The sequence below is a fragment of the Bacteroidota bacterium genome (assembly GCA_018698135.1).
Classification (GTDB): Bacteria; Bacteroidota; Bacteroidia; order CAILMK01; family JAAYUY01; genus JABINZ01.
Genome location: JABINZ010000046.1, coordinates 1 through 26,140, shown reverse-complemented (window position 1 = coordinate 26,140; position 26,140 = coordinate 1). Strand labels below are relative to the sequence as shown.

The following is a 26,140-nucleotide window of genomic DNA, read 5'->3' as shown; positions in this document are numbered from 1 at the left end:
TCACAAATAAATTCAATCTTTTGTTCCATAATCGTTGTGTCTTTCCAAGGCATAGTAATCTGATTTTTTCTTCAAATTACTAGCTAAAAAGTGTAAACGATGTCCCTTTAACTTTGTAAACGATGTCCCTTTACCGTACCATACCCAGATAGTTGTACTGAGTGCACATGCTTCACAAGAAGAAATGGATAGAGCCATTAATATTGGTTGCAAAGCTTTCCTTTCCAAACCATTTCAACCGAACGAATTGGTTGAAAAAATAGCCAGTTTATTGGTTTGTTGTTAATGATTAAACATTGTCCAGAAGATATCGGTTTATTCTTCATAGAAAGGTCGATGACATTCCAAAAATGTTTTGAAGAATTATTAAGTTTCCATCCAATATAATTTCGATATTCGCATACATAAAAAAATAGCTGCTATTTTAGCTATTTGCAATTTGAGTTTTGTTATTTGAATATTGAGATTTATTAAAAGCGGGGTGTGGCGCCCGCCTGAAAAATTCATTCGGGCAGGCCCGTCCGAACGGGTTCATCCGGGCGGACAGCCTGGTAGCGCATCCCGAAATACTTTCGGGCAGGTCGGGAGTTCAATAGATTGATGTAAATCATTTTGCAAATTGTTATTTGAGTTTTGTTATTTGAAATTTATAAAAGCGGGGTGTGGCGCAGCCTGGTAGCGCGCTTGACTGGGGGTCAAGAGGTCGGGAGTTCAAGTCTCCCCACTCCGACATTGATTATCAAAGCCTTATGAGTATTTAATTCGTGAGGCTTTTTTATTATATACACAAATGAAGCTAACGAAACATCGAAACATATCTATTTTACGCTAAACCACGCAATAGTCATAACTAATTTACGGCTAACCCTAAAATGGTTGCTTAAGTCTCTACACTCCAATATTGATTTTCAAAGCCTTATGAGCTATTTTTCATAAGACTTTTTTTTATTTCTTTTCTGAATCCAAAATAATATATTGAGTATTTCAAATATGTAGTATATTGCATGTTCAATCTATTAAGTAATTAAATGCATGAATTGGTGAATAAAGTTTTTGTTTTTACATCCTATTAACCTAGAAAAATGACAAATTTGAAAAAATTCAATCTGCTGCTCCTTATATCAATGATGATTATTTCTTCTTCCTTTACAGTTTTAAGCCCTGTAAATGCTCAAGAAATTGTAAAACACGATGTTTCGGCAGCCACCACTACCGCTACTTTTTATACTTGGGATTATATACTTTCTCCCACAACTAAAAAAGTGATTGAGTATTTTATAGTGAAAGATGCTTCGGGTACAATAAAAACAGCGTTTAATGCTTGTGATGTTTGTTATGGATCCCATAAAGGCTATAAGCAGGTAGATGATAAAATGCAATGCAATAACTGTGGGAATAAATATGAAATCAGTAAACTAGGTACTGCCGGAAGCGGAGGATGCTGGCCCGGCTATATCCCCAATACTATTGATGGTGATCAGATTGTTATCAATGAATCTGACCTGGAAGTAGGTGAATATTATTTTCTAGTTGTCACTTATTCCGATATTCAGAAATCGAAATTACCTGAATTTATTGTTTGGCAAGATGCAGATCAAATGATTCTCAACATGCCCACTACTTCCCAAAGATCAATTCGTGTTATTGGACTCAGTGGACAAATTCAGCATCAAATGCAAACGGATAAAAAGCAAGTTATCATTCATGTTTCAGCTTTTAAATCAGGATACTATTTTGTACAGATTGAAGAGAATGGAAAAAGTATTACTGAAAAAATCTTTATCTATTAACCTGAGTTCGGGATAAGATATAACTCACAGAAAACTAATGGGGCATTAGATTTGGGCTTATAATCATGCAGTTATAGCATGCTATTTCAAGTGATTTTAAGTTCAAAGATGATGTAAATTAGCTTTCCCATTTATGGGTTTCGATGATTAGCCCATATACTACCTCAAATTTCCTTGAATTATCCAGATAGTACTTCGAAAATTGGAGTTGTCTATGAACTAATCATCTGAAACTGTGAGCAAAGCTTATCCCGAACTCAGGTTATTAACTCTGGTTATTCGTTTTTGTGATCTCTGTATTTGCAGCATGAATGTAGTTTAGCATACTTTTTATCAGTGGCTTTATAACTTTGGTTATCATGTCCAATTTTTGCCAGACTCTGCATTAATTGGTCAACATTTGGTTTGTCGAGGTATTTGATCGTCAACATCTTTGTATCAATATTCCAACCTGCCCATTTTACATCTTTGCTTTTCATTGAGGTAACAACAATTCTCTCTCGGCACATGTCACAGATTCCATTCACATGAAAAGAGTCTGATTTGTACTCAATATCATCCAGTAAAAAAGGTGTTTCCTTATTAGTAAGGTTTAATTTCTTGGCAAGACTAATTGCAAAGGCATATTTATTGGAAAGCTGAGGAAAGCCAATGCTATTTAAATTTTTGTGGACAGGCTGATTATAGGTTAAGCCCAATTCCCAATCATTGTACACAGCAGTAATTCGAGGAACTAAAAACAGGACATTACCTCCTGTTGCTTTTATTTCAAGTCCATTATTATTGGCCATTGCACGATATTGTTCTCTGACTTCAAGACTAGTTTTAAGCCAATCATTAAGCTGATAGCTTGCAAATAGAGAAACCATATACAGATTACCGTATTTGTAATTAATGGTTCGCTCGGTTTTAATGGCTTGGGCAAATTCAGTAGATAAAATAGAATATACTGCAAACTTACTCTGACCAAGACCTTTGTAAATTATCATGGAGGGCTTATACCGAAAGCTACCTGAAGATGGTTGAAGGTCAATGGGCAATAACACGTTATTTTGAATTTGGTCAAATTCTCCAATCGGAATTTTCACAGTAAATAAAGGGGCAATTTCAAAAAGCTTAGCCGTATTTTTAAAAAGTGAATAACGTAAAGTTAGCGAAGCATCCCCAATCCCACGGGCATAGCGAGTGTAGTCGGAAGGAATAATGTATTCACTTTTATTTATGAAATACCCTATTTCACCTGCCATGTTAAACTTTTCAGTTATACCATAGGCGAGCTTAATTGAGCTGAAATCGTAAAATGTTGTTTTATATGTAAAATCACTTACACTATTTCCTTCAAAATAAACATCTGAAAAACTATGCTGATATAGCGTAGATATCTTTAATGTTCCTTTTCCCTGACTACTGGATCCATCTGCCGAGACTGGATTTCCTGCAGCACAACATTGTCCATTACTAAATTTTGGAATACTCAAAATAAGCGAACAGACTAGTAGGAAATGGAATACCTTTTTCACACTAATTGATGTTTTCAGAATTATTCAAGAATTGTTATGGTAATTATCTGGCTGACACTTCCTTTGTCGTTACTAACGGTGCATTTAATTTCTTTTTCACCAACACAACAGGGCGATCCGGCAAAAGAAACAACAGTGGCTTCTGCATTTTGCGGAATAATGTCTCCAAAATCAACTTCCCAATTATAAGTCAGGTTGCCTCCTTGTGCAAATGCACTTATAACGGTTGGATCCAGCCCTCCAAATTCAATAATTAATTTTGAAGCTGTTAAGCTATCAATAGTAGGCATAGTGCTTGGTGTATCGGGATTAGGATTGACATCAGTTGTATCACAAGAAGAAATGAGTAAAATCATTGAAAATAAAAGCGTGCAAGCAAATAAGAATTTCTTCATGGCATTTATATTAAAGGCAAATAAACAATGTCATTTAAAACGAATATTTTGATATATTTAATAGTTTAAGTAAATAAACACTTAAATATATGAAATGTCAGATCAAATATATACTAATTTTTAAATGTTTACTAAATTATTTTGATTTTAGTCGTGTAGGCTTGTTTAAGGTTGGAAAGTTATTAATTATTCCTTCAAGGAAAACACCAACTCTTGCCCATCATGTGCATCTAAAACTATCAAATAGCTGTCGTTTTTTTCGATCAATGTAATCTGGCCATCTTTCACTTCTACTTTATTGGGTTTTTGTTTCACATGCATGCTGAAATCTGAGATGCTGGTTTTAGAATCTGACCTGAATCGTATTTTTATCTGATTTTCATTGGAGCTTACAGTTATGTTTAAGGCCGATAGTTGTTTCCAATAATCAGCAACTTCATCCATATTCGTGATCCAGGTGTTTTCATTTTTAATGGTAGAAACAAGCTGATACAAGGAACCCAAAGTGGTATCGCTCATGCCTACATAGTTGGGGTGTCCCATAAATACCATGAGTCCCTGATAAGGTTTTACAGCATATTCCCAATAGTTTAACAGGTATTTGGAAAAAAGTTGTGCATCTTTGGCTTGCTGATCGTTTGTATAGCTTGTTGTTTTTAGCACATCGGAGAAAAAATAATAATCGTCATGATAAGTGGGTGATATCTCTAAAATATCAGTTGATGTATAATAACTATTGTAGGAAATTGGGATTTGATAAGGGAAAACAGTTCCTAGGAAATTTTCAATATTATCTGCACCAATACTTGATTCGTAGCTATAACCCATTTCGTTTAAGGCCATAAGTCCCCAGAAACTGGTGCGCGAATATGGGAAACGAAAACCCTTAAAAGGTTGATCCCAAAATATCTCGTTTTCTTTGATATCGTTTTTACAGGCGGGAAACAAATTTCGACCATAGTTGAGCCTTGAAAATCCGTTTGACTGCAGTTTTTTTTGTTGCAGATAATCATTAACTTCTTGATTAACCTTGCCATTGACAAAATAAGTTGGTTTAATATGTTCTTTACTAAAATAGTTGTCGAGGCGTTTAAATTCTTTCAGCTTGCCTGTAGCATTTAAGCTGACACAAAATGCTTGTTCATATCCATTTGGCCATGTATTTACACGAATATGGTTTTTATTTTTTTTGTTAAAAGCATCGAGAGTTAGTTCGTAAAAGCTTTGTATTTGTGAGGCACTCCAATAGCCTCCATCGTTAGAAGGGTGCAGAAAATAAGATGATGACAAAAGAAAACAAATACCTTTGCCATACTCGTTTTGTGTCATAGCCGGAAATTCGTTCTCCTCATTTTTCCAACTGGCTAATGTTGTCAGCTTTTCAGAGTGGATCGAATCGCCAACTAAAATCCATAAGTCGGAGGGTGATACATCTTTAAACTGTCCATTTAAATTGGAATCCAGATTACCAAAAAGGCAATAATCCTTCATATTCATTTCTTGCATGCTTACACCAAAACATTTTGATAATCCCCAATTGGATGTATTTAATTGTCCATACAGACTTATTCGGTCGTTGCCATCGAGTTTATTTCTACCCACATTATCGCCTGCAATTAAAACGCCTCCTTCATACACAAAATTTGCTATGTTTTCAATTTCAAAATCCGACATAAATGAAAGTGAATATCTTCTATCAGCATCATGATAACCCAAAGCAGTTGAGAGAATTAAGAAGTTGTATTCCTTTAGTTGATCAGGGTATTTCAAAATGTCTCTGGTTTTGATGCTAACAATTGCCCCTGATCGATTAAATGTTTGAATGGCTACCACAGCGCCTTGAGCAAGTTGTCCATACCCCTCATTAGTTCCAGTGCTAATTAACAATACCTTCGGAAGCTGATAGCTTGTTTCTGAATTATTTGAATTTTCATTTTCTGTTTTTGGATTGATGCATTGGTTGAAAATGAGTGGAAATAGGATGATAAGAAATATGTACTTTCTCATATCTGTATTTTTATTAATTATACAATTTTTCAATTTTCACTTCCTGATTTGGTTTTACATGAATGTAAATTTTCCCATTTCTGTTTTGGAAAATGCCATCATTCATGCTTCCGGTTACTTTTAGACGTTGTGCTGCGGATGTTATTTCTATCGTTAATGGCTGATTGTATACTTGTTTATCCAGCTGATTTACCAGAGTCAGGAAAACCATATTGCCATAGCTGGAGCTTGTGATTGTAGAATATTTTTTTTCAGTCAGGTACTTGCCAACATTCGAAACTGTTGCCATCCAATAATCTGAATTTCGAAACAAACGGGCTTGTCTTTCAAAAATATAGGGGCTAACACTATAGGTGTTCGCGTATTTACCGCTTTCAATGAATCTGTATTCTTTGGAATCTTTTTTAAAGAAATGATAATAAGAAAATATCATCCAACTACCCGCACCACTTTTTATTATGCTATCCAGTTCAAATTGTTTTGGGAACTGATGCGTCATTCGGTAGGCCTTGAGATTTTGGAAATCCGTTTTTGATACTATATTATTTTGGTTTATTGCATTTAATTTCACACCAAAAGGCAAATCATGGTGAGCTTCAACCTGATTGCCATGCTGGAAATAATAGCTTCTGACTTTTCTTCTAGTTTGCTGTTCCAAGTCAAATTTTAGTCGATCAATTTGAATATTGCTAAAGCTATTTCTTTCAGTAGCGGAAGGAAAAAACATCGAAACCTCATGTTTGTAACTGATCAAATCTTTGATTTCTGAAATGCCAAAACGCTTGATGCTGAAACTTCCTTCATCGGCAAAATTGCTGATATTCTGATTCCAATTTGTTTCTCGAATACCGAAACTTATTTGGAAATAATATTTGCTTACAATAGGCAAAGCTTCAGTGATTTGCGTAAAACCTGCATCATTGAAAAGGAGCGAAATTGCTCCAACCTTATTGTTGTAGAAATCGGTGATGCGAAAACTTTCTTCTAATTGTTCGCTAACGTTCTCTGCTGCTTTTGGGTTAAGAACTGCAAAATATTCTTTCAAAAGGTAATAAATGGGTTTTAGCCTTTTGGTATAATTTGGTATTTCCCATCCTTCCCAGTTATAGGTAAAAGCTTTGTTTTTGGTTAAGGTTTTAACGAGCTTATCGTTTTGGTCGGTTAAATACCCATAAATAGTAAAACCATCTGTTTTTGCATATTCAATTCCTCCTGTTTTATCCTTATCATCCAAAACATAATTCCCCGAAGGATCTGATACGTTTAATAAATGCCAGGCAAGTCGAATTTCAAAACTATTTGTTTCGGGATTGTAGTGCCAATCGGCATTTGAACTTTTGGGATTGCTGCTGTTGCCATGCGTTAATATGCTTCTATTTTGCACATAGGGTTCAATAATAGAATCGAAAATAGTGGTTTTGCCTCTATTCGAAAGCATAGTTTGGTCGATGAAAATACCATTGTAGTTTTCTTTAGATGAGAAAACAGGAACAATATCATTTTGAAAATCATTGTAAATAGAGAACTGATCATCAACCAGTATTTTCGCATGATTAGTGTCTTTTATTTGAAGCAAGAACTCGATGCCATGATCTAATTCATTTTCAAGAAATGGGAGTTTATGATCTCCTTTTGCCTTATCAAATACATCAATGGCCAAATACACATTTTGCGTTGAAAAATCCAGATCAGGTATATGTATAGCTAAATAAAAATAGGTCTCATCAGCATCGGCTTGCATACTGAATTTTTTTGCAGCTATTTTATTCTTTGGCCAATCATCAAACTTTCCATCGATTATCTTAGTTTTTGACTCATAAGCATAGACTCCAAAATTTTGTTCCGTATTTTCCATATTGTGCCACTGCTTGCGATTTTCATTGGGTTGTTCAAAATCCATCACCAGCCAATTGTGCTTGAACCACTCATCTATCCATTCAAAATAAATAGCACCAGCACATCTGCTGTCAGCAATATCTTTTGTTAATTGCAAGCCCAGTTTAGCCTGTTCATATTCACTTAAGCCACCTTGGTCAAATCCTAAGGGTGTTTGATGACTGTTTCCTCTGCTGTTTGGCAAACCATATTCAGCAATAACCAGAGGCATGCCTGGATGCCGCTTTTTTAAATCAAGCAGATAACCAAAATAATTATCTGTCTGTCCATCATTATTTACTGCTGTTGCATATTCTTTTTGCATGTAAATGAAATCGGGATAATAGGGGTAGGCATGATAACTGGCAAATAGTCCGGGATGGAAAAGTTCGGTCGAATGAAACTTGCAGAAATCGATACTTTCCAAATCATTATCAAATTCTCTTACTTTATCACTTTCAATGAATTCGCTTACATGATGCATGGGGTCAAGGGGGAGCCAATTGACGAAAGAGACAGGTCGCTGGCTACTGTAGGTTTGTGTTTCATAATGAATGCAATACTCCATTATTTTTGCCAGCCATACTTCCATGGCATTGCCCTCATTCATATGTATAAAATGGCCGTTGAAATGATTTTCCTTGTTGTTATGGTTGGTTTTTACAACTGCTTGTGGTTCCCATTCTCTGCCCAATAAAATTCCGATCACATATTTGGAAATGTCACTAACATAAATCCCACTGGCATGTCCGGGTTTTGGATTTATTAAGGCTTTACCATGAATTAAATTAACGACATCAATAATTTCCTTTTTGAATTCTCTATTGTAGGTAGGGTTGTAATAATTATCATCAGAAGGTATTTTTGCCCAAACTCCTTGCAATAGGAATAGTTTGTTATTTTGATTGTGCAGATTGTAGTAAGCAAAAGCATCATAAAATTCAGGAGGTAAAATTGTATAGGTTCGGATAACATTGGAATTCATCTGCCCAATTTTAGTGAACCAATCCAAATATTCATCAAAGGTCAGCGAAAACTCTGCTGGAAACTTGCCGGGCAAGGCAGCTCCAATGTTCACTCCCTTGAGGAAAATTTCCTCCCAAACATCTTTTTTTGTGTCAAATTCAAAAATAGGGGTAAGCGCCTGGAAATAATCTCCTTGAGCAGTAAATAAATTAGTTGATGATAAGGCTAACTGTTTCAATTCTTCTTCTGAAACTGAATTAAACAAAGGCTTTGTTTCGTCATAAATTTTTACTTCAACAATTCGCTCCTCCCGTATAGATGTTTCGAATTTCATCATTTTATTAACGATGAAAACAAGCAGAATTACCAAGAGGGTAATGATGAAATATTTAGCTTTCATTAAAATAATGATTTTAGAGCCAAATAGGCTGTTGTATTTTCATAATAGGGATTATAGAAATGTCCTGCTCCTATTGAAAAACTGGTGTTTTTATGACTGTATCCAATATCAATGTTGCCAGACCAATTATTTAGATTTTCATTAAAAAACTCATCATAACGTACAATTGGACCCTGAAATTGTCCGTTAATTGCTTCCTCATAAAAAGTTTCTTTTCCCAAATTATAACTGAAGTCACCAAAGAAGTAAAACTTACCAAGCTCATAATAAGAAGAAATAAACAAGCCATTTAGATAGCGCTCGTTAGGTGAATAATAGCGTGGCGATTGGTACTGGAAATCATAAAACGAATGCCTTAAGCCAATAAATGTTTTTGGCTTAGAAAAAAGCTCGTATTTCAGCGATACCGAATAAGAAATATGAGGATTGGCAATGGTATCATAAATGTTCTGATAATAATCTGCCACATAATTATCTATCACAGCGCCATAAAGGAAGCCTAAGTTGAGGTTAATTTTCTTGTAGCTAACACTAAAATTATTGGAAACTGCATTTTTACCAACCTGATTCCAATAGTAATAATAATCATATCCACCTGATAAGCTGTTTCTGAATTTGAATTTTGAGATTTTAAAATAGCTGGTCCAGTTTAAACCATAAGTTGATAACCTGCTATCACTTTTGCTATAACCTAAATGGGCACTGAAACGATTGTTTGGAAGGATGAAATTGATTTTCGCCCAGCTATTGTCGTACCATCTTTTTGCATCCAGACTATCGAATGAATAATCTCTAATTGATCGATCGAAAAGTGTATTCAGCGATATATCGAAGTGGTTACTTATTCTTTTTGATAAACCATATTTTTGAATATATGCATCAATGTTGTAGGATTCTTCCTTCTCATTCACAAATAGAAAAGTGGCTGCAGCACGCCATGCAATAGTTTTTTCTATGTTTTTCAAATCCTTTTGCCACAGCTTATTTTCCGGATCAAGCGCAATTGCTTTTTTGTAATAAGTAATTGCCGAATAGGGTTTTTCAGTCCAATAATACAGCTTACCAATTCCACCCCATGCTTCGGCATAGGTAGGGTCTATATTGATAATTTCTGTAAAGTAAAATCGGGCAGAATCAAAATCTCCCTTAGCTTGATATAGTTTTGCCAAATCGAAATAGGTTGGAACATATCTTGGCAGGAGGCTGACTGCTCTTTTGAAATGAAAAGCTGCCTGATCTGATTTTCCTTGCTCGAAATAAATTTTTCCAAAACCAATCAGTGCTTCCACATCATTTTTATCATCACTATAAATCAAATCATAATAGTAAAACGAGCTATTGAGTTGTTGCTGCTGAAAATATAAACGTGCTAAGGCCAATTTGGCATCATAATCCTCTGGTGATAAGCGGATGACCTCTTTATAGTTTAAAATAGCTTTCTCGTAGTCCTTCTCTAGTTTTGCCTCATAAGCTGTTTTTCGGAATAACTCAATATCTTTTTGTTGAGCAAAGCCGGTAAAGCTTGAAAATAAAATTAGCAGTAGGATAAGTTTCTTCATATTTATTCAGTTTTAATTCCTTTCCGTTCAAATTTATTCCAATCGCTTTTCTTTTGAAAAAATTTTATCAGACCAGCAAACTGTGCAAAAGTTCTGAAAAAGGCATAGGTGAAATCGCCAATAATGCCAATAATTAATAGCCAAAGCCAGTTCCAAAATGTTTTGTAGCGCAAAGCATCTCTATTCGCAGTAATTTTATTTTGACTCCACTTTTCAATAATGGCTGTGATGGAACTCATAATAACTGCTGTAGTAAGGGTTATACTAGCGATTAAAAGTAAAACCCAAGCCAGATTCAAAGTTCCCATATAAGCACCTAAAAAAATGAATAATAAAGCAAATATTTTGATAACAGGTGATAACAATTCGAAAAACAAATAATATGGGTAAGCGAGCAAGCCAGTGCTTTTGTAGCGGGGTTCAAATGCAATTTTGCGATGTATTTTGAGTGATTCAGCCAATCCCATATGCCAACGTGATCTTTGTTTGTAAAGATTAAGTCCATTGTCAGGCATTTCGGTCCAGCATATAGGTTGCGGAAGAAAACTTGTTTTCGCTTTTTGTTTATTTTCTCTGAACCAGCGCCATAATCGGACAACTATTTCCATGTCTTCACAAACGGTTTTATGACCCAGTCCAATACTTTTTTGAATATAAGGGTGTGTGTTATGTGCAGTTAAAAAACCACCGACTTTTTCAAGGTCAGACTTTCTATAAATGGAAAAGGCGCCCGACATAATAAGCAGCGAATTAATTTTACTAAGGCCTATTCGGGAAATCATAAAAGACTTTATGTATTCAACGATTTGCCATAAAACCCATATGTTTCGGGGCATTTTAGAACTTACTACCCGATTGTGTTTTATTATTACATCATTTGAAGCAGCAATTTGACCGCCTGAAACAAAATTTCTTGGATCGATAAGAAAAGGCTCAATAACTGCTTTCAATGCCTGAGAGTCTAAAATCGAATCTGCATCAATGGTGCAAATGTACTTTTTAGAAGCATAATTAATTCCCGCATTAATGCTATCCGCTTTGCCACCATTTTCTTTGTCAATAAGTATCAAGTTGGGATTGCTCAAATAAACATCTTTGATTTTTTTTGTTATTAGTAGTTCCTTTACTGTTTTATTTTGTTTTTGAAAAATGAAAGCATTCTGCATTTCAACAAGTGTTTGATCCTTAGATCCATCATTGATAATGAGTATCTCAAAATCTAAATAATCGACCTCCAAGAGCATTTTGATGCAATCGACTATGGAGACAGCCTCGTTATAGGCTGGAACAATGATGGAAATAGAATGAGAAGCATAGTCATATTCAGTTTTTTCCTTTTTTCGTTTTTTTCTGAAAATGAGTAAGGAATAGGCATATAGGGCCAGATCAATTATAAAATAAGCTGAAAAATAAATAATCAACAATTTTTCAAGGATGCGCAATATAATCAGTAGCAAAATGTATTACAATTTAGAAGTGATGACATTGTTCATTTTCAATCAAAATAAGTTGAATAATTACAGTTTATAAAGATAAGGAATATTACATACTTGTATCAAGAATTTTAATATGCATCAATTTTCAGGAAGCATTTCTATAATGCATTATTTATTCAAATGGTGTTCTTTTTTCCTTCATTTCTGCGCTGAGGCAAAAGTCGAAACCTGCGTCAGTAGGGTTTGGTTTTAGAATTGCCAACCCTCCCTACGCATTAAATCCAAAATGTTTATACACTCGATACCCATATCTTTACAGACATCAGGAATCTTTGGTTTATTCAGATTATTAGTAGCCTTTTCACCAGTTACAACAATCAAATCCTCCACTTTGGCTAAAGCGATTACAAACGGGTCTGCTCCATAAGCTCCCTTTCTGTCTTCAATCAGCCGCTGATAATTTGGGTTTTTAAGAATGTCTGAGACTGCATTTTGCACAGAGTCAGTAAGTTCGACAAAAAATCCGGAAAGGTTATTCTCTTTGAACCATTTATGGCATCCGTCATCCTTTTTGCCTAATTCATGGTCAATCAATTCTGTAGCAATTCCAACTTGCGATTTTGCAAGAGATTTAAAACGATTCCAAAAAGAGGGAAAAATATCATGCGGATAATGCCTAACCCAAGCATCCAGTATGGCACTTGTATCAATGCTATACTTTTGCATAAAGGAGGTTTTCAAGTTTGGCAAGATTGGAAACTTTTATTTGAGTGCAATCCCAAAAGGTAGAAGCGGTTAATTTTTCCTGATAATAGCCCTGCAGAACAAGATTCAAGTACAATCCTCCATTTTTGGCAATTTTATTTCGGTAATAGTCTCCACCAGTAGATTTCTTTTTAGTGCCAAAATCCTGATTATCCCTATAATCCCGATAGAAATTATTTGTGGTTCTTCCTAAAGTCAATAACCTTCGGAGAATTACCTCACGGCTCACACAAAATCTATTAGATAGTTTCTGTAATTCCTCTGCCTCCCATAGGGCATTACCCATATTATGAGAACAGACAACAAGTGATTCCAATAGAGTTGTTGTGGGAACTAATACTTCTGCAGCTGTTTGGTTGCAATGCACTTCGATCGGATCGTATAGATTCCTGTCGCTGTATCTGAAATTACTGATACCATCTTCCCTTAGAACAATGTGAACCAATTCGTGAAAAAGTGAAAATATTCGTCCGTTTTGTGTGTCGTTGCTATTGATGATTATAACGGGTAATATTTCTTTTGCTACACAAGCCCCTCTCATTATATGAAGTGGAACACCAGACGTTTGGAAAACCAATATCCCTTTCGATTCGAGTAGCTTTTTCCAGTAATTCAAGGCATCATATCCCGGCTTTATCTCTGCGACCTCATTATGATTAACACCCAAATATTCAATAATCTTTCCAGCCAATTTTTCAGGCGACTGATTTAAAGTACCCATAAGTTTGAATGCAGGTATTTCTGTGTCAAGTTGTTCATACAAGTCCAACGCAATTTGCCTTTTCTGTTGAAAGAGCAGCAGTTCCTTTTGAAGTATGTACTCTTCATTCTCTGTTAGCGAGTATTGGTGATGGAATTTACGGAAATCTTTTAAGGGTTTAAAATGTTTTGGAGGAATAGGAAGATAAAACAAAGCAAAAGGCCGCTTATATACATTGGCGACTTTAAAGTCGCTTCACAGTCGGAAACGCATTTCCTTGTTCCCACGCTTCCAACTTCTCCGGTTTAACGCCTATCTTTTGGGCAGCCAATTCAACAGTCAGCTTGACTGTTTTTCTCGACCAAACAAGCATTTCAGGATTGATATGTGCGATTGATTTTACCATGATAGCTTGACAAAGTTACTTACGTTTTATGGCTTTTCAATAATATTATTCTCCTTTTTGTTAAGGCTATATAGATCAGACACCAGTTCATTTTATACCGCCCAGTTTTTCTTGCTTATTTGAGTAATGTATAATTTCAGGTTCATATCTTCATAGAACGCCCTCTTTTCTAACCTTTGGGTTATCCTGATTAATTTATTCAAATTCAAAAGGGCAGTTCTTAATATTAATTTCTTGGTTCTTTTTCCTTGATCATTATTATTTGTCATAAAATCAAGTCGCACAAAATAAGATTCGTATGTACTGTAAAGAGCTAACAAGTAAAGAAATGGAATAAATAGAACCGTAATAGTGCTTGGAAGTAAAAAGGATATGAGGTTCGGGAAATTCAACACTTGTTCAAAGTTTTGAATTGTCCTATACAGCGAGTAGGAAAAAATCATGAATCCAGCTACGGCAAATATTATTTGAAGAAACTTTGAAACGATCTGATTCTTTTCATCTAAATCAGCAAAGGCTTGCAGAGTACCCACAATGACCAAAATGAGCAATAGAAAAAACTCGGACAGGAAACTGAAGCTGTATAGGTTAACAATAAATTCAAGTAGAATCGTCCATTGAAGAGCAGTAAAAAATAGTTTCTTAAAATAACTACTGTCCTTAGCGGCATTAATTTTAAAAACTAAGATCAGACCAACTGAAAAAAGCCAAAATAAAATGTCCTTCAAATTGGCAATATCCCAAAGAGCAAAGTTTTTCAAAACAAGTATTATCGCAAAAAGATAGAGGCTAATCAATAGATAGATTATGACAAATATTTTTTTAAACAGCATTTTAAAAACTGCAATAAGAGAATTTCTGGCTTTTGTAAATAACACAACAACAAGAGCAATAAATAACCAAGCGATTAATGCTATCTCCCTGTTACTAAAAACCTCATGAATATTGTTCAATAAGCTCATTATTTCCCCTCCACAATTTTTGCTTCCTCCTCACTCAGCCCATAAAGCCCATAAACTAATTCGTCTATTTTCCGCTCTGCATGGTCAATAGTCCGTTGTATTTGCTGCCGTTGACTGTCGAGTTTAATGGTTTTCAGTTGCTCGTTGAGTTTTAGTAAGTTTTGAACGTACTTGGTGATAGCCTTTTCGCTGTCGTCATCAATTCTTGTATTTTGATGGATAGGGAAAGGTAAATCGTAAAGGTTAGCTGCTTTAATTTGAGGAATCACTCTTTGTCCTCCTTGAAATGCTGTATGATAAAGGAACTGAAATGAACTTGAATGAAGTACACCTAAAACAAAATGTTCGTTAAGCCCTAATTCCTTATTCAAACTAAATAGATATAGGGCATCTGTTGCATAATGGGCACCCTCATCCAACGCTATACAAATTGTTCGAGAAGTTGTTAGACCAATAAATTTTGGAGAGTCAAAAATATCAGGATTCCTTGGTCTGTGTAATGAATACCAAGGATGTTTCCCCTCTTTCACTTCTCTGCAAGTTATTTTATCCCTGTACTTAGAAAGATGGTTCTTAGCGTTTGGATATTGCTCGATGTCGTCCTTTTTGGTCAAGTAAAGTATTGAGTTTTCAGAAGTCAATGAGCCGTACCGAGTAATGTGTTTGCCGAGTATTACAGGCTTTAAGATTGTTTCTTCAAGCTTTTCATCTTTTGCTGTTTTACTGTTAACAATGAACGCTTGCGCATAATCGGGACTTATTCCCCTTTGAATCTTATCATTTATAACATCTTTGAACGAGATGAATTTACTGGCAAGATTTTTTAGCAATTTTACACCTGAGATATCTAAAGTGAAGTAGGAGGATAGGTTGTCACTTGAAACGAGCTCTATCCAATCTGCCTTTGGAGTTGATTTAATATTCTCGATAGCAATGGCTCTTTCTTCAGGGTCGAAATGTCGAACATCACCGGCAATCATATCGCTTTTGTGGTCGGCTTTTCTTTTGATAAATGTTAATAATGTGGAAGTATTTAGGACTTTTGAACCAAATACTTTTTCTCCGAGATTGATTACAATCTCTAAGTCATGGTTCTTTAACAAATATTCACGCAAAAGTTGCATATCTGTTTGGTTCAGAATTGTACTGGGTATTATCATACCGAATAACCCCTGCTGTTTTAGAAGTTCGCCAGATTTATGCACGAAATACATGTAAGTATCGATCATGCGAACAATAATTTCCCCATGTTTTTTGCGTAAGTAACCAAGAGCTTCATCAGATAAAGAAGCTCCCCAAGGCGGATTCCCAATTACCGCATTAAAACCGCCTTGCTTGAAGATTTCAGGAAAGCCCTGTTTCCAGTCAAAGGCGTTAATTTTCTTCATCATTTCCGGGAATAATTGCATCTGTCCATCATAAAAGTCAGGGCCAATTAGCGAGTTCCCGCATTTGATATTTTGGTTCAGGTTAGGCAAAACCCTTTCATGAAATAAAGACATCTGTTGGTTAATAGATGCCTGTGTTTCTCCTTCCAGTGCTTTCAATAAAAGGTTTAACTTTGTCACTTCCACAGCTTGGGAGTCTATATCAACACCGAAGATATTATTTAGCAAAATGCGTTTTTTCTCTGCTGTAGTCAGGTTACCGTCAGGTGTCAATGGCCTGTCCTTCCTCTTTTTGGTTGGATTATTTAGGTAATATTTCAAATGCCAGTCGAGCAAAAACTGATATGCACCAATCAAAAACGAACCTGAACCACAAGCAGGATCACAAATCCTGATAATTTCAACTTGTTTGGACGTTTTGCCTTCAATCAGTTTGCCAACAGTGTTTTCCACGATGTAGTCCACCACATATTTAGGTGTGTAGTAAACGCCTCCGGCTTTCCGTACTTCCGGTTTTTCTTCAATCTTGGCATGATGTGCTTTTGTTAAGCGAATTGTTTTGCCAAGAAAACGCTCGTAAACACTTCCGAGAATGTCGGCAGGCATCACGGAAAATTCGTATTCGCACTTGGGATAGTAAAGTTCGCTGATGATATTTTTCATCACCTTGTTGTCTACCGTGAGCGTTGCTGTTATTTTATCTTCCTTGAAGTCAAAAAGACCTGAGTTGTATTTGTCATCAGCAATTCGGTAGAGTGCAAACATGTTTTGATAAATATCGCCTTTCTCTGCTGCTTTTTTTAACTCACCATATTGTTCAACACCTCTATCCTCGCACATGCGTAAAAAAATGATGCGGTCAATGATTTTCTGAACAGCATAGTTAAGCTCATCTTCATTAAGGGATTTATTTCGTAATGCAATGTTGATAGCAAGATATGTTCGCCATTGTTCAATGGATTTTAAAAATTCATCATCTACTGTTGCTGTTCCTTTTCTGCTGGTATCGCTTTTAACGTATTTGTCAAAACGTCCTTTGGGCAGGTTCTCTTTTGCAAATACATCCCATAAAAAGTCAAACTCACTAAGGTATTGGTCAAAAGTGATATATCTGATACGAGCTACTGATGCTTTGTCAGTCGGTTTGGGTTTCTTGGTGCAATCGTAAATAGAAAATTCTTCAAAATCGGTAACAATGGAAAGTGGAACCTTTGCACTCCAACCATAACGTCTTACCTGATAGGCAGGTGCAATATCACTTTTGATATTTACAGCAGGTTTTTTTGCATCAACAAAGAATTTTCGCTGTCCGTAAAGTGTAAACCCGTAATCTGGTGCTTTTGTGGCACCTCCAACTTTTATTTTGTCTTCGTGAATTACTTCCCTGTATGCCTCTGCATGTCCCTGGCTGTTGTCCATGTCCCAACCGAGAGCTTTGAAGAACGGGTTGATATAGTCTATACGAGTTTGGTGTTCGTTGTAACCGCTTCGTTTGTATTCATCAACATATTCGCCAAATCGTTCAACAAGCTTCTCTATTTCTTTATATGCCTGTTCTTTTGTTACCTGCATGGGCTGCTTATAAATAATTTATCAAATTTTCTGATGCATCGTCTTTTTGAATAACCGCTATCTTATATGAAAAAAATCTGTAGTATAAAAATCAAAGTTCGCAAAAATTAAACATAATGTTAGTAATATTGATATTATGCTTGAAATCAAGATGCTGGTTAGAATCAATGGTGAATCAGGTATAGTAAACACTAAAACTAAAATCATATAATTTTTTAGCGAAACTGAAACCTATTAACAATTGAATTATAACAGCAAGTAGAATTCATTAAATTTGTGGGTACAAGTTGTATATCACAATATAATAGTTTATCTATGAACCACCTCCACAAAAAAATATATATACTAGTCTTTTATCTTATCATTTCATATGTTTCATTTTCTCAAAATAGTCAAGCCAACGATACAGCAAACATTCCTTACTGGATAGACATGATGCAGGACGAAAGTGTAAACTTTTATGATGTACAGCGTGCTTTTAATTTGTATTGGGAAGGGAGAGAAGTAACCAAAGGATGCGGATATAAACCATTCAAGAGATGGGAGTATATGATGCAGGACAATATTTTGCTGGATGGTAGCCGTTTACCTGCCGATTATGTTATGCAGGAATTTCAAAAATTTAAATCTAATCAAAGCAGCAATTATCCGCTTGCCCCGGGAAGTCAGCCAAACAACTTAAATGCTCCTGGATATTGGACTCCCTTAGGCCCTAAATACATGCCAGTAAATGGCACAGGACAACCCAATGGATTGGGTCGAATTAATGGTATCGCTTTTCATCCAACCGATTCAAATATTTTTTATATTGGAGCTCCTGCGGGTGGTTTATGGAAAACTATTGATCAGGGAAAAACATGGAAAACAACAACAGATACATTGGTTTCATTGGGTGTTTCTGATATTGCTATTCACCCCATTAACCCAGAAATTGTTTTTATTGGAACAGGCGACAGAGATGCTAACGATGCTGCCGGAATAGGTGTCATGAAAAGCACTGATGGAGGCGATAGTTGGAGCTTCATGAATTCTGGAATGGGCAACAGAACAGTAAGCAAGCTTGTTATTCATCCCACTCGTCCAGATACCATGTTGGCAGCAACCAATGCAGGTATTTACCTGACTCATAATGGAGGCCAAAGCTGGACGCGCACATCAACCTCAAACAATTACAAAGATTTGGTTTTCAGACCACATGATCCGAGCGTTTTATATGCAACAACAGGATATAAGTTTTACAGATCCACAAATACGGGAGCGAGTTGGACACAAATAACAAGTGGTTTGCCTACGGCAGGATCTCGAGGAGGATTGGCTGTTAGCGAAGTAGATTCCGATTATGTATATTTTATTGTGACAAATAGCCGCACTTTCAAAGCACTGTATTTATCGACTGATGCCGGTTTAAATTTTAGCACCCAATCAACTACTCCCAATATCATGGATTATTCAACTGATGGTTCAGGTACGGGCGGACAAGCTTGGTATGATATGGATATTGCCGTTGATCCTACTAATAAAAGTATTGTTTATGTTGGAGGAGTTAACATTTTCAAGTCTGTTGATAAAGGGGTAACATGGGACATTAATGCACATTGGACAGGTAGTGGAGGAGCGCCTGCCATGCATGCCGATCAGCATTGTATTGAGTTTGACCCAATAAATAAATACGTTTTTGCGGGAAATGATGGTGGAATTTATTATAGTCGAAATGGAGGTACAGACTGGCAAGAAATAACCGATGGAATAAATATTTCACAAATTTATAAAATTGGCCAAAGCGCACTTGAAAAAAACACAGTTGTAAATGGTTATCAAGATAATGGCACTTCCGTTTATTATGGTTTTGATGAGTGGAATACGGAAATTGGTGGAGATGGTATGGAATGCATTGCCGATTATTCAGAAGCCGATTACCTCTATGGAGCCTTGTATTATGGAGATATCAGACGATCGAGTAATCATGGATTAAGCTTTTCACGCATAGCCAAAAGTGGAACAAACGGAATAACCGAGAGTGGGGCATGGGTCACACCTTATATTCTGGATGAAGATAGTTCATCACATATGTTTGTTGGTTACAAAAATGTTTGGCGAAGTGAAAATATCAAAGAAAGTAGTGCAAGCAATGTAGCTTGGAAAAAGATTTCCGATACACTGGCAGGAACAAATTCTTCAAACATCAGGGTGCTGGAACAATCTCCAGCTAATCCGCAAATTTTATATATTTCTCGCTACGATTATAAAGTGTTCCGAACCGATAGTGCTCGTGGCTGGAATCCGGTTTGGATTGATATATCTAGTTCTTTGCCCTATAATTCAGCACCAACAGATATTGAAGCTCATCCGACATTAGATAGTGTGGTTTATATGGCTTTGTATGGAAGAATATATAAGTCTGTTGACCTTGGCTTAAACTGGGTTAATATTTCAGCAAACTTACCCGTGATTACGTATACATGTATTGTGTTTGATAGCAGCTCAAATGAAGGCTTATATGTTGGAAGTCGTTCAGGTGTTTATTATAAAGATGCAAGCATGAGCAATTGGATTTTATATACTGATGGATTACCCCTGAATGCGAATGTAAACGAATTGGAAATATATTACGATCAGTCGCATCCTAGCAGAAGCAAAATCAGAGCAGCAACTTATGGACGTGGTTTGTGGGAATCAAGTTTATATAGTTCTTCTGTTGTTAAGCCTACTGCTGCTTTTATTTCAAACGACTCCATGGGCTGTGTAGATAAAATACTCCGTTTTGAGGATTATTCAATTAATCATCCAACATCAGTCTATTGGAAATTTAATCCTTCCACTGTAACATTTTTGTTGGAGACAGATTCTGCCAGTTTTAATCCTGTTGTCAGATTTGATAGTGCAGCCAGTTATTCCTTAGATTACATCGTTTCTAATAGTGCTGGAACGGATACATTCACAAAAAACAATTTTATTAATTTATTCAACCCATTAACTGCGGCCACTTGTACAACAAGCACAACCAATAGCTCGGGCTATGGAATAGGTATTTACAATGTTACTCTGAATAATTTAGATTTTAGTTCAGCGGCTTTTGATGGTGTTAATTCTTATCACGACTATAGTTGTGAAGGAATGGCCATTGTTGAAGCAGGTGAAACCTACTATATGAATGTAAGTGTAGGAAGTTATAATTCAGAATATGTGGAAGCTTATATCGATTACAATCAGGATGGTGACTTTAGCGATACAGGTGAACTCATCATGTCGACAGGCAAATATAAAAATGTGCATACTGATACTATCATAATACCTTCTTCTCCAATAATTTCAAATACAAAACTGAGAATGCGGGTTGTTTCAGATTTTTCTGCCATTAGTAATAATGCTTGTAAAACACTTAGCTATGGAGAATCAGAAGATTATGGCCTCTTCATAAACAATATTCAAGCAGGTTTTACTTTTTCAGATTCAATCATTTGTGAAAATCAATATGTTATTTTTAACGATACTTCTGTTGGTATTAGCTCTTCTATTGCCTGGGATTTTGGAGCAGGTGCAAATCCTCGCTATGCCTCAGGAAAAGGTCCACACCAAATTCAATTCAATAGTGTTGGGATGAAAAGTGTTAGTTTAACCCTTAATTCAAATATAAGCGCGCAGCAAAATATTTATGTAAATGCCTATCCACAAACTTCTCTGGCTTACAGTTCTGATACTGTGTTGTGTTATGGCCAGCCCATGGATATACGTTTTAGGGATGCACTGAAAATGCTAAATCTGAATTATCAATGGTATAAAAATAATACAGCCATATCTTCAAAGAAAGATAGTATACTGTATTTTGGCAGTGTAAATTTCAGTGATTCCGGATCGTATTATTGCTTGGCTGATAATCAAGGCTGCATGGATACAAGCGAATCTTTTAGCTTGAGAGTAAACAGCCTTCCTCAATTGTCTTTTATGATCAACGATAATGACCAATGTTTGAGTGCTAATTTGCTTGACATTCAAAATTCAACAAGCAATGCTTCAAGTTATTTTTGGACTTTTGGTGATGGTAATTCATCGAATAGTATAAATCCAAATCACACCTATCAAGCAGAAGGACTTTATCAAATTAAGTTATTGGCAACTTCTTCACAATCTTGTACTGATAGCTTATCAAAAAGCATCAATATCCGTCCAATGCCAATTGCTGAATTTACCATAAATGATGTAGATCAATGTCTGGCACAAAATCATTTTTCATTTATCAATACTTCTGCCAATGCGGTTGCATACCAATGGGATTTTGATGATGGACAAAAAAGCAATGGAGTAAATACCAGTCATATCTATTCAATGGCTGGGAATTATGATGTCAAGTTAGTTGTAGAAAGTAATTATGCTTGTTTAGATTCCATAACCAAGCCAATTGACGTTCGAGAAATGCCTAGCGTTTCTTTTTCAGTGAACGATACAAATCAATGTTTTAATAATAACCAATTTGTTTTTTCCAATACGAGCAGCCTTGTACAATCCAACCAATGGAGTTTTGGAGATGGATCCATATCAGCTTTAACAAACCCAACACATTCCTTTGCCGACAGTGGTGTTTTTGATGTGAAATTGATTGGTGTTACTATAGATGGATGTATTGATTCAGTTTCTACCAATCTGATTGTTTATCGATCACCAATTGTCGATTTTAGTTTATCGGATTCGCAACTTTGTTTTGCAGGAAATAGGCTAACCATTACCGATTATTCGGATGGTGACTATTCCATTGTTTATTTTGGAGATGGAGATTCCTCATTAAGTATAAATCCAGTAAAATCATATCTATCAACCGGACAGTATGAAATAATCGTGAAGTCATTTACCCTTGAAGGCTGTGTCGAAAGTGCATCAAAGAATGTCCTTGTTTTAGAGACACCAAAGGCCGATTTTACATCTAATCCGGTATGTTTAGGAGATAGTATGTTTTTTGTAAATACAAGTTCTACAGCCGATACAAGTCAGATTTGGAGTTTTGATTGGCAATTTGCTTCTACGATTAATTCCACATTAATGAATCCTGTTATTTTGTTTCAAACAGCAGGAAGTAAATCCATTCAATTAGTAGTTGGAACTTTTAATCAGTGTAGCGACACAGTGGTGTTAAGCTATGAAGTGTATCCTTTACCTCCCGATTCTTTTAGTTTTATGTATCTGGCTGAAGGTGAGTTAAGCTTCGAACCCTATGCTGATGCCAGTCATTTATTTAGCTGGTACTTTGGCGATGGAGATTCCTCGAAGCTTCGAAGTCCAAGTCATATTTATCCTCATAATTTAGATTATCAAGTTGAGTTGCAGATTTCATCTACTGAAGATTGTTTTAGCACTTCGACCGACAGCATCAGCATTAGCAATAAAACGTCTATCGATCAGGCAATTGAGCAGGATTTCCAATTGCAGGTATATCCCAATCCATTCAATCAATTTGTACATATAAGTTTTATTTTAGATCAGCAGGAAGACGTGTTAATTACATTATATGATGCACAAGGAAAGCGAATACAAACCGTTGTACATGATCAATTATTGAAAGGTCGTCATCAATTCGAGATTAATGAAAAATTGGCAGCATCGCATTATTTGTTAAAAATTGAAATTGGCAGGAAAGTAATCAATAAACAACTGATCAAAAAATAGATAAGCCTTTTTAATGAAAGCACCCAAGACATATTTAGTTTTATTTGATCTGGATAGAACCATTTTGTCGACTAATAGTGGAAACATTTTAGTTCGTGAAGCTTATAAGCATAAACTCATGACATCACGCGAGTTTATGAAAGCTGCTTATTTAGGTTTATGTTACCGACTTGAAGTTCGCGATACCATGATGATATTGGAGGAAATGGCTGAATGGATGGAGGGAATAGCAGAGAAAGAATTACAAGCTTTAGCAGATCAAGTTATTAAGCGTTATTTGATCAATAAAATTCGTCCAGAAATAGAGGATGAACTGAAAATGCACAAGGAAAGAGGAGCTCATATTGGGATATTGTCAGCTGCCTTAGCTGTCATTTGTCATCCTATTGCCAGCAAATTCGAAATGGATGAAGTGATTTGCAGCGATATGGAAATTATTGATGGAAAATATACAGGAAAAGTTGTGGGCAAGCTTTGTTTTGGTGAGCAAAAAATAATAAGCCTTAAAAAGTTTTGTCAGGAAAATGATTTCAAACTTGACGAAACCTATTATTATGCAGATTCTATTTCGGATAGTCCGGTGTTGGAAGCCGTTGGATATCCTATTTGCGTTGAGCCCGACAGACGTTTAACAGCAATGGCAAAAAAGAAAGGCTGGACGATTGCAGATTGGGCTTGTTAACCTGAGTTCGGGATAAGATTTAACTCACAGAAAACTAATGGGGCATTAGATTTGGGCTTATAATCATGAAGTTATAGCATGCTATTTCAAGTGATTTTAAGTTCAAAGATGATGCACTATTAGCTTTCCCATTCATGGGTTTCGATGATTAGCCCATATACTTCCTCAAATTTCCTTGAATTATCCAGATAGTACTTCGAAAATTGGAGTTGTCTATGAACTAATCATCTGAAACTGTGAGCAAAGCTTATCCCGAACTCAGGTTATTAGGCAAGTTGATAGATCCATTGCTCATGCATGCTTTGCTGATATGTCAAAGACAATTCTCTGGCTTAAAAATACAAGAAAAAACTTGCTGATTTCGTTTTAAAATGGGTATAAGTTGGGTTTAAATGAGAAATGTCACTGTTTGAGTTAGAATTTACAAAAATTACTAATTATATTTTTTGTAATATTATGGTCTAATTACCAATTGCTTTTGGCTACTTTAAGAAAGATAATACTTTTTTTATTTCGAATTTACAAATGGCTTAGGCGACAGCTTAATTTCAAAATGGGCTTGATGGCTGGATTACTCACAGGTTCCATTGTTTATTATATTAATTTCAAATATGGCTATATGATTGCCTTCATGGCATTTGTTAAGCAGTTTACCTATAATTTTTTCATGGGAGGCTTTAATGCCGGTTTGTGTGAAAAATTAGGCAAATCAATTAAAACCACCTGGATTTCTTTAACACTTGCCTCCATTATACCAGCTTTTATCGCTTTTGCAGGTATTTATTCAGTACACTATTATTTAGGAACTCCCAAACCACTTGCTTCGACCTTATGGCAAGGCATTGGGAATCTATTCATATTCTTCATTTCCGGTCTAGCATTTCACAATCAACTGGAAGTCAAACATAAATGGATACGACTGCTGATTAGTTCCAAACGAAGGATTGAAGAAGGATTCTAACTATTTCTTTAGTGCGGCTTTCGTAAATATATAGTCTGGAATATTTTGATTGAATTTTATTTCAAGCATAATGAATTCCGTTCCTTTCCCACTTTTGAGCATGTCTTTGTACACAATTTTATGAGGGAACCACCTTCCATCAGCTTTTTTCACATCGCTTAAAGTTGTTTTTTTAAGTATTTGTCCACTTTTAGCATAAAGTTCTTCTTTCAAGGGAACATATCTTTCCTGATCAACCCAAATTTTTCTTGTGGCATATGAAACATCTGAAACCTTTGCCGTTAATTCCATTATCCAACATTTTCGCTCAAGCAATGTTTCACTGGCAATAATCTTAGCAGAATATAAGTCTGTTAATTTTCGGTCATCCATCATATCTTCATAGGAGAGGTCAGACCCCATAACTGATTGCCTGAGCATATGTCCTGAAATCTGAATAATCCGATCAGTTGTAGGTGAGAAAATCCAAAGTTTATCTTCCAGTTTGAGCATTTTGGTTCCAGCCTCACGAGCTGGGCTTAAATATTCAGTAAAGGATTTTTTGTCGCCTTCGGCATAGGATTTTGATTCAATTGTTCTGCTTCCTCTTTTTCCATGAATGATCATTTTTGACGTAGCTACCCTGTTTTTTGAGGACATGTTTTTGTCAATTTTATCAAGCACTTCTTTTGCATCTGGATACTGAGCAAAGAGTGTTGTGCTGAGTAAGAGTAATATGATTGTTATTAGTTTCATGTTGAAAAATTTAAGTGTCTAAAATGCCTAGAGTACTTAGATTGCCTAAAGTACTTAATGCTTTAAGTTTTTGCTGATTGAAGTAAAAATTGCATTAATTCATTTGATTCTTTTAAAGTGGTTTGAATTACGTCTGAGTTAATCCAGCCTAATTCATCAATTATTTCTAACCAGTATGATGTTTCGAGGGTGTAAATTAAACTCTGTCCAAAATCGTAAATTTGATTATGGATCAGAACTATTTAGACAATGTAGAAGAAAAAGCGCTAGAACAGTTTAAGAGTGGGAAGTCGCTTTTTGGAAAAGATGGAGCGTTTGCTCCATTATTGAAGAATTTTATTGAGAAAGCTCTGCAAGCTGAGATGG

General features: G+C 35.7%; 18 protein-coding genes, 1 tRNA gene and 1 pseudogene. 7 read left to right on the top strand and 13 right to left on the bottom strand.

The genetic code is table 11. The features are described from left to right. Positions 1–12: 12 nt before the first annotated feature. Complete coding sequence (locus tag HOG71_02990) at positions 13–198, bottom strand: hypothetical protein (GenBank protein ID MBT5989795.1); 186 nt, start codon at positions 196–198, stop codon at positions 13–15. Here HOG71_02990 and HOG71_02985 point away from each other — a divergent pair. The 3 genes and pseudogenes from HOG71_02985 to HOG71_02975 all read left to right on the top strand — a co-directional run bounded on the left by HOG71_02985 (position 134) and on the right by HOG71_02975 (position 1,790). Next, a pseudogene (locus HOG71_02985) lies at positions 134–286 on the top strand (response regulator). The gene HOG71_02990 and the pseudogene HOG71_02985 overlap by 65 nt on opposite strands. A gap of 370 nt (positions 287–656) precedes the next feature. Next, positions 657–730: transfer RNA gene (locus HOG71_02980), tRNA-Pro, on the top strand. Positions 731–1,082: 352 nt separating this feature from the next. Further along, positions 1,083–1,790, top strand: a complete 708-nt coding sequence (locus HOG71_02975) for a DUF2318 domain-containing protein (protein ID MBT5989794.1) — start codon at positions 1,083–1,085, stop codon at positions 1,788–1,790. Between the two features lie 275 nt (positions 1,791–2,065). On the opposite strand, the gene HOG71_02970 is transcribed toward HOG71_02975, so the two are convergent. From HOG71_02970 to HOG71_02920, 11 genes are all read right to left on the bottom strand, one after another. After that, positions 2,066–3,310 (bottom strand): hypothetical protein, encoded by a 1,245-nt coding sequence (locus tag HOG71_02970; GenBank protein ID MBT5989793.1) that lies wholly within the window; start codon positions 3,308–3,310, stop codon positions 2,066–2,068. Positions 3,311–3,330: 20 nt separating this feature from the next. Continuing rightward, complete coding sequence (locus HOG71_02965) at positions 3,331–3,705, bottom strand: PKD domain-containing protein (protein ID MBT5989792.1); 375 nt, start codon at positions 3,703–3,705, stop codon at positions 3,331–3,333. Between the two features lie 186 nt (positions 3,706–3,891). Beyond that, a complete protein-coding gene (locus tag HOG71_02960) occupies positions 3,892–5,712 on the bottom strand; it encodes a hypothetical protein (GenBank protein MBT5989791.1) in 1,821 nt (606 codons plus the stop codon). Positions 5,713–5,725: 13 nt separating this feature from the next. Next, on the bottom strand, positions 5,726–8,953 hold the full coding sequence (locus HOG71_02955; GenBank protein ID MBT5989790.1) for a hypothetical protein: 3,228 nt from the start codon (positions 8,951–8,953) through the stop codon (positions 5,726–5,728). Beyond that, on the bottom strand, positions 8,953–10,512 hold the full coding sequence (locus tag HOG71_02950) for a tetratricopeptide repeat protein (protein MBT5989789.1): 1,560 nt from the start codon (positions 10,510–10,512) through the stop codon (positions 8,953–8,955). Before HOG71_02950 ends, HOG71_02955 begins: the two co-directional genes overlap by 1 nt. Before the next feature lie 2 nt (positions 10,513–10,514). Then, the gene (locus tag HOG71_02945; GenBank protein ID MBT5989788.1) at positions 10,515–11,969 is read right to left on the bottom strand and encodes a glycosyltransferase family 2 protein; all 1,455 of its coding nucleotides are present in this window, start codon (positions 11,967–11,969) and stop codon (positions 10,515–10,517) included. 228 nt (positions 11,970–12,197) lie between these two features. Further along, a complete protein-coding gene (locus HOG71_02940) occupies positions 12,198–12,674 on the bottom strand; it encodes a DUF4411 family protein (GenBank protein ID MBT5989787.1) in 477 nt (158 codons plus the stop codon). After that, on the bottom strand, positions 12,661–13,476 hold the full coding sequence (locus HOG71_02935; GenBank protein MBT5989786.1) for an ImmA/IrrE family metallo-endopeptidase: 816 nt from the start codon (positions 13,474–13,476) through the stop codon (positions 12,661–12,663). Before HOG71_02935 ends, HOG71_02940 begins: the two co-directional genes overlap by 14 nt. A gap of 181 nt (positions 13,477–13,657) precedes the next feature. Further along, positions 13,658–13,819, bottom strand: coding sequence for a helix-turn-helix transcriptional regulator (locus tag HOG71_02930; GenBank protein MBT5989785.1), 162 nt, complete (start codon positions 13,817–13,819; stop codon positions 13,658–13,660). Between the two features lie 92 nt (positions 13,820–13,911). After that, positions 13,912–14,781, bottom strand: coding sequence for a hypothetical protein (locus tag HOG71_02925; protein MBT5989784.1), 870 nt, complete (start codon positions 14,779–14,781; stop codon positions 13,912–13,914). Then, positions 14,781–17,741, bottom strand: a complete 2,961-nt coding sequence (locus tag HOG71_02920; protein MBT5989783.1) for an N-6 DNA methylase — start codon at positions 17,739–17,741, stop codon at positions 14,781–14,783. Before HOG71_02920 ends, HOG71_02925 begins: the two co-directional genes overlap by 1 nt. Before the next feature lie 315 nt (positions 17,742–18,056). Between HOG71_02920 and HOG71_02915 the strand changes: the two genes are divergently transcribed. From HOG71_02915 to HOG71_02905, 3 genes are all read left to right on the top strand, one after another. Beyond that, complete coding sequence (locus tag HOG71_02915) at positions 18,057–23,396, top strand: PKD domain-containing protein (GenBank protein ID MBT5989782.1); 5,340 nt, start codon at positions 18,057–18,059, stop codon at positions 23,394–23,396. A gap of 13 nt (positions 23,397–23,409) precedes the next feature. After that, complete coding sequence (locus HOG71_02910; GenBank protein ID MBT5989781.1) at positions 23,410–24,078, top strand: HAD-IB family hydrolase; 669 nt, start codon at positions 23,410–23,412, stop codon at positions 24,076–24,078. 562 nt (positions 24,079–24,640) lie between these two features. Beyond that, complete coding sequence (locus tag HOG71_02905; GenBank protein ID MBT5989780.1) at positions 24,641–25,039, top strand: hypothetical protein; 399 nt, start codon at positions 24,641–24,643, stop codon at positions 25,037–25,039. On the opposite strand, the gene HOG71_02900 is transcribed toward HOG71_02905, so the two are convergent. Then, a complete protein-coding gene (locus HOG71_02900; GenBank protein MBT5989779.1) occupies positions 25,040–25,774 on the bottom strand; it encodes an outer membrane lipoprotein-sorting protein in 735 nt (244 codons plus the stop codon). A gap of 227 nt (positions 25,775–26,001) precedes the next feature. Here HOG71_02900 and HOG71_02895 point away from each other — a divergent pair. After that, positions 26,002–26,140, top strand: a 139-nt coding sequence (locus HOG71_02895) for an IS256 family transposase (protein ID MBT5989778.1), incomplete at its 3' end; no start/stop codon positions are given.

Bases quoted from the DNA above. Each gene is read 5' to 3' on its own strand.
- HOG71_02990 (MBT5989795.1), bottom strand. From the start codon at position 198: ATGGCTCTATCCATTTCTTCTTGTGAAGCATGTGCACTCAGTACAACT.
- HOG71_02975 (MBT5989794.1), top strand. From the start codon at position 1,083: ATGACAAATTTGAAAAAATTCAATCTGCTGCTCCTTATATCAATGATG.
- HOG71_02965 (MBT5989792.1), bottom strand. From the start codon at position 3,705: ATGAAGAAATTCTTATTTGCTTGCACGCTTTTATTTTCAATGATTTTA.
- HOG71_02960 (MBT5989791.1), bottom strand. From the start codon at position 5,712: ATGAGAAAGTACATATTTCTTATCATCCTATTTCCACTCATTTTCAAC.
- HOG71_02955 (MBT5989790.1), bottom strand. From the start codon at position 8,953: ATGAAAGCTAAATATTTCATCATTACCCTCTTGGTAATTCTGCTTGTT.
- HOG71_02950 (MBT5989789.1), bottom strand. From the start codon at position 10,512: ATGAAGAAACTTATCCTACTGCTAATTTTATTTTCAAGCTTTACCGGC.
- HOG71_02940 (MBT5989787.1), bottom strand. From the start codon at position 12,674: ATGCAAAAGTATAGCATTGATACAAGTGCCATACTGGATGCTTGGGTT.
- HOG71_02930 (MBT5989785.1), bottom strand. From the start codon at position 13,819: ATGGTAAAATCAATCGCACATATCAATCCTGAAATGCTTGTTTGGTCG.
- HOG71_02925 (MBT5989784.1), bottom strand. From the start codon at position 14,781: ATGAGCTTATTGAACAATATTCATGAGGTTTTTAGTAACAGGGAGATA.
- HOG71_02920 (MBT5989783.1), bottom strand. From the start codon at position 17,741: ATGCAGGTAACAAAAGAACAGGCATATAAAGAAATAGAGAAGCTTGTT.
- HOG71_02915 (MBT5989782.1), top strand. From the start codon at position 18,057: ATGAACCACCTCCACAAAAAAATATATATACTAGTCTTTTATCTTATC.
- HOG71_02910 (MBT5989781.1), top strand. From the start codon at position 23,410: ATGAAAGCACCCAAGACATATTTAGTTTTATTTGATCTGGATAGAACC.
- HOG71_02905 (MBT5989780.1), top strand. From the start codon at position 24,641: ATGGCTGGATTACTCACAGGTTCCATTGTTTATTATATTAATTTCAAA.
- HOG71_02900 (MBT5989779.1), bottom strand. From the start codon at position 25,774: ATGAAACTAATAACAATCATATTACTCTTACTCAGCACAACACTCTTT.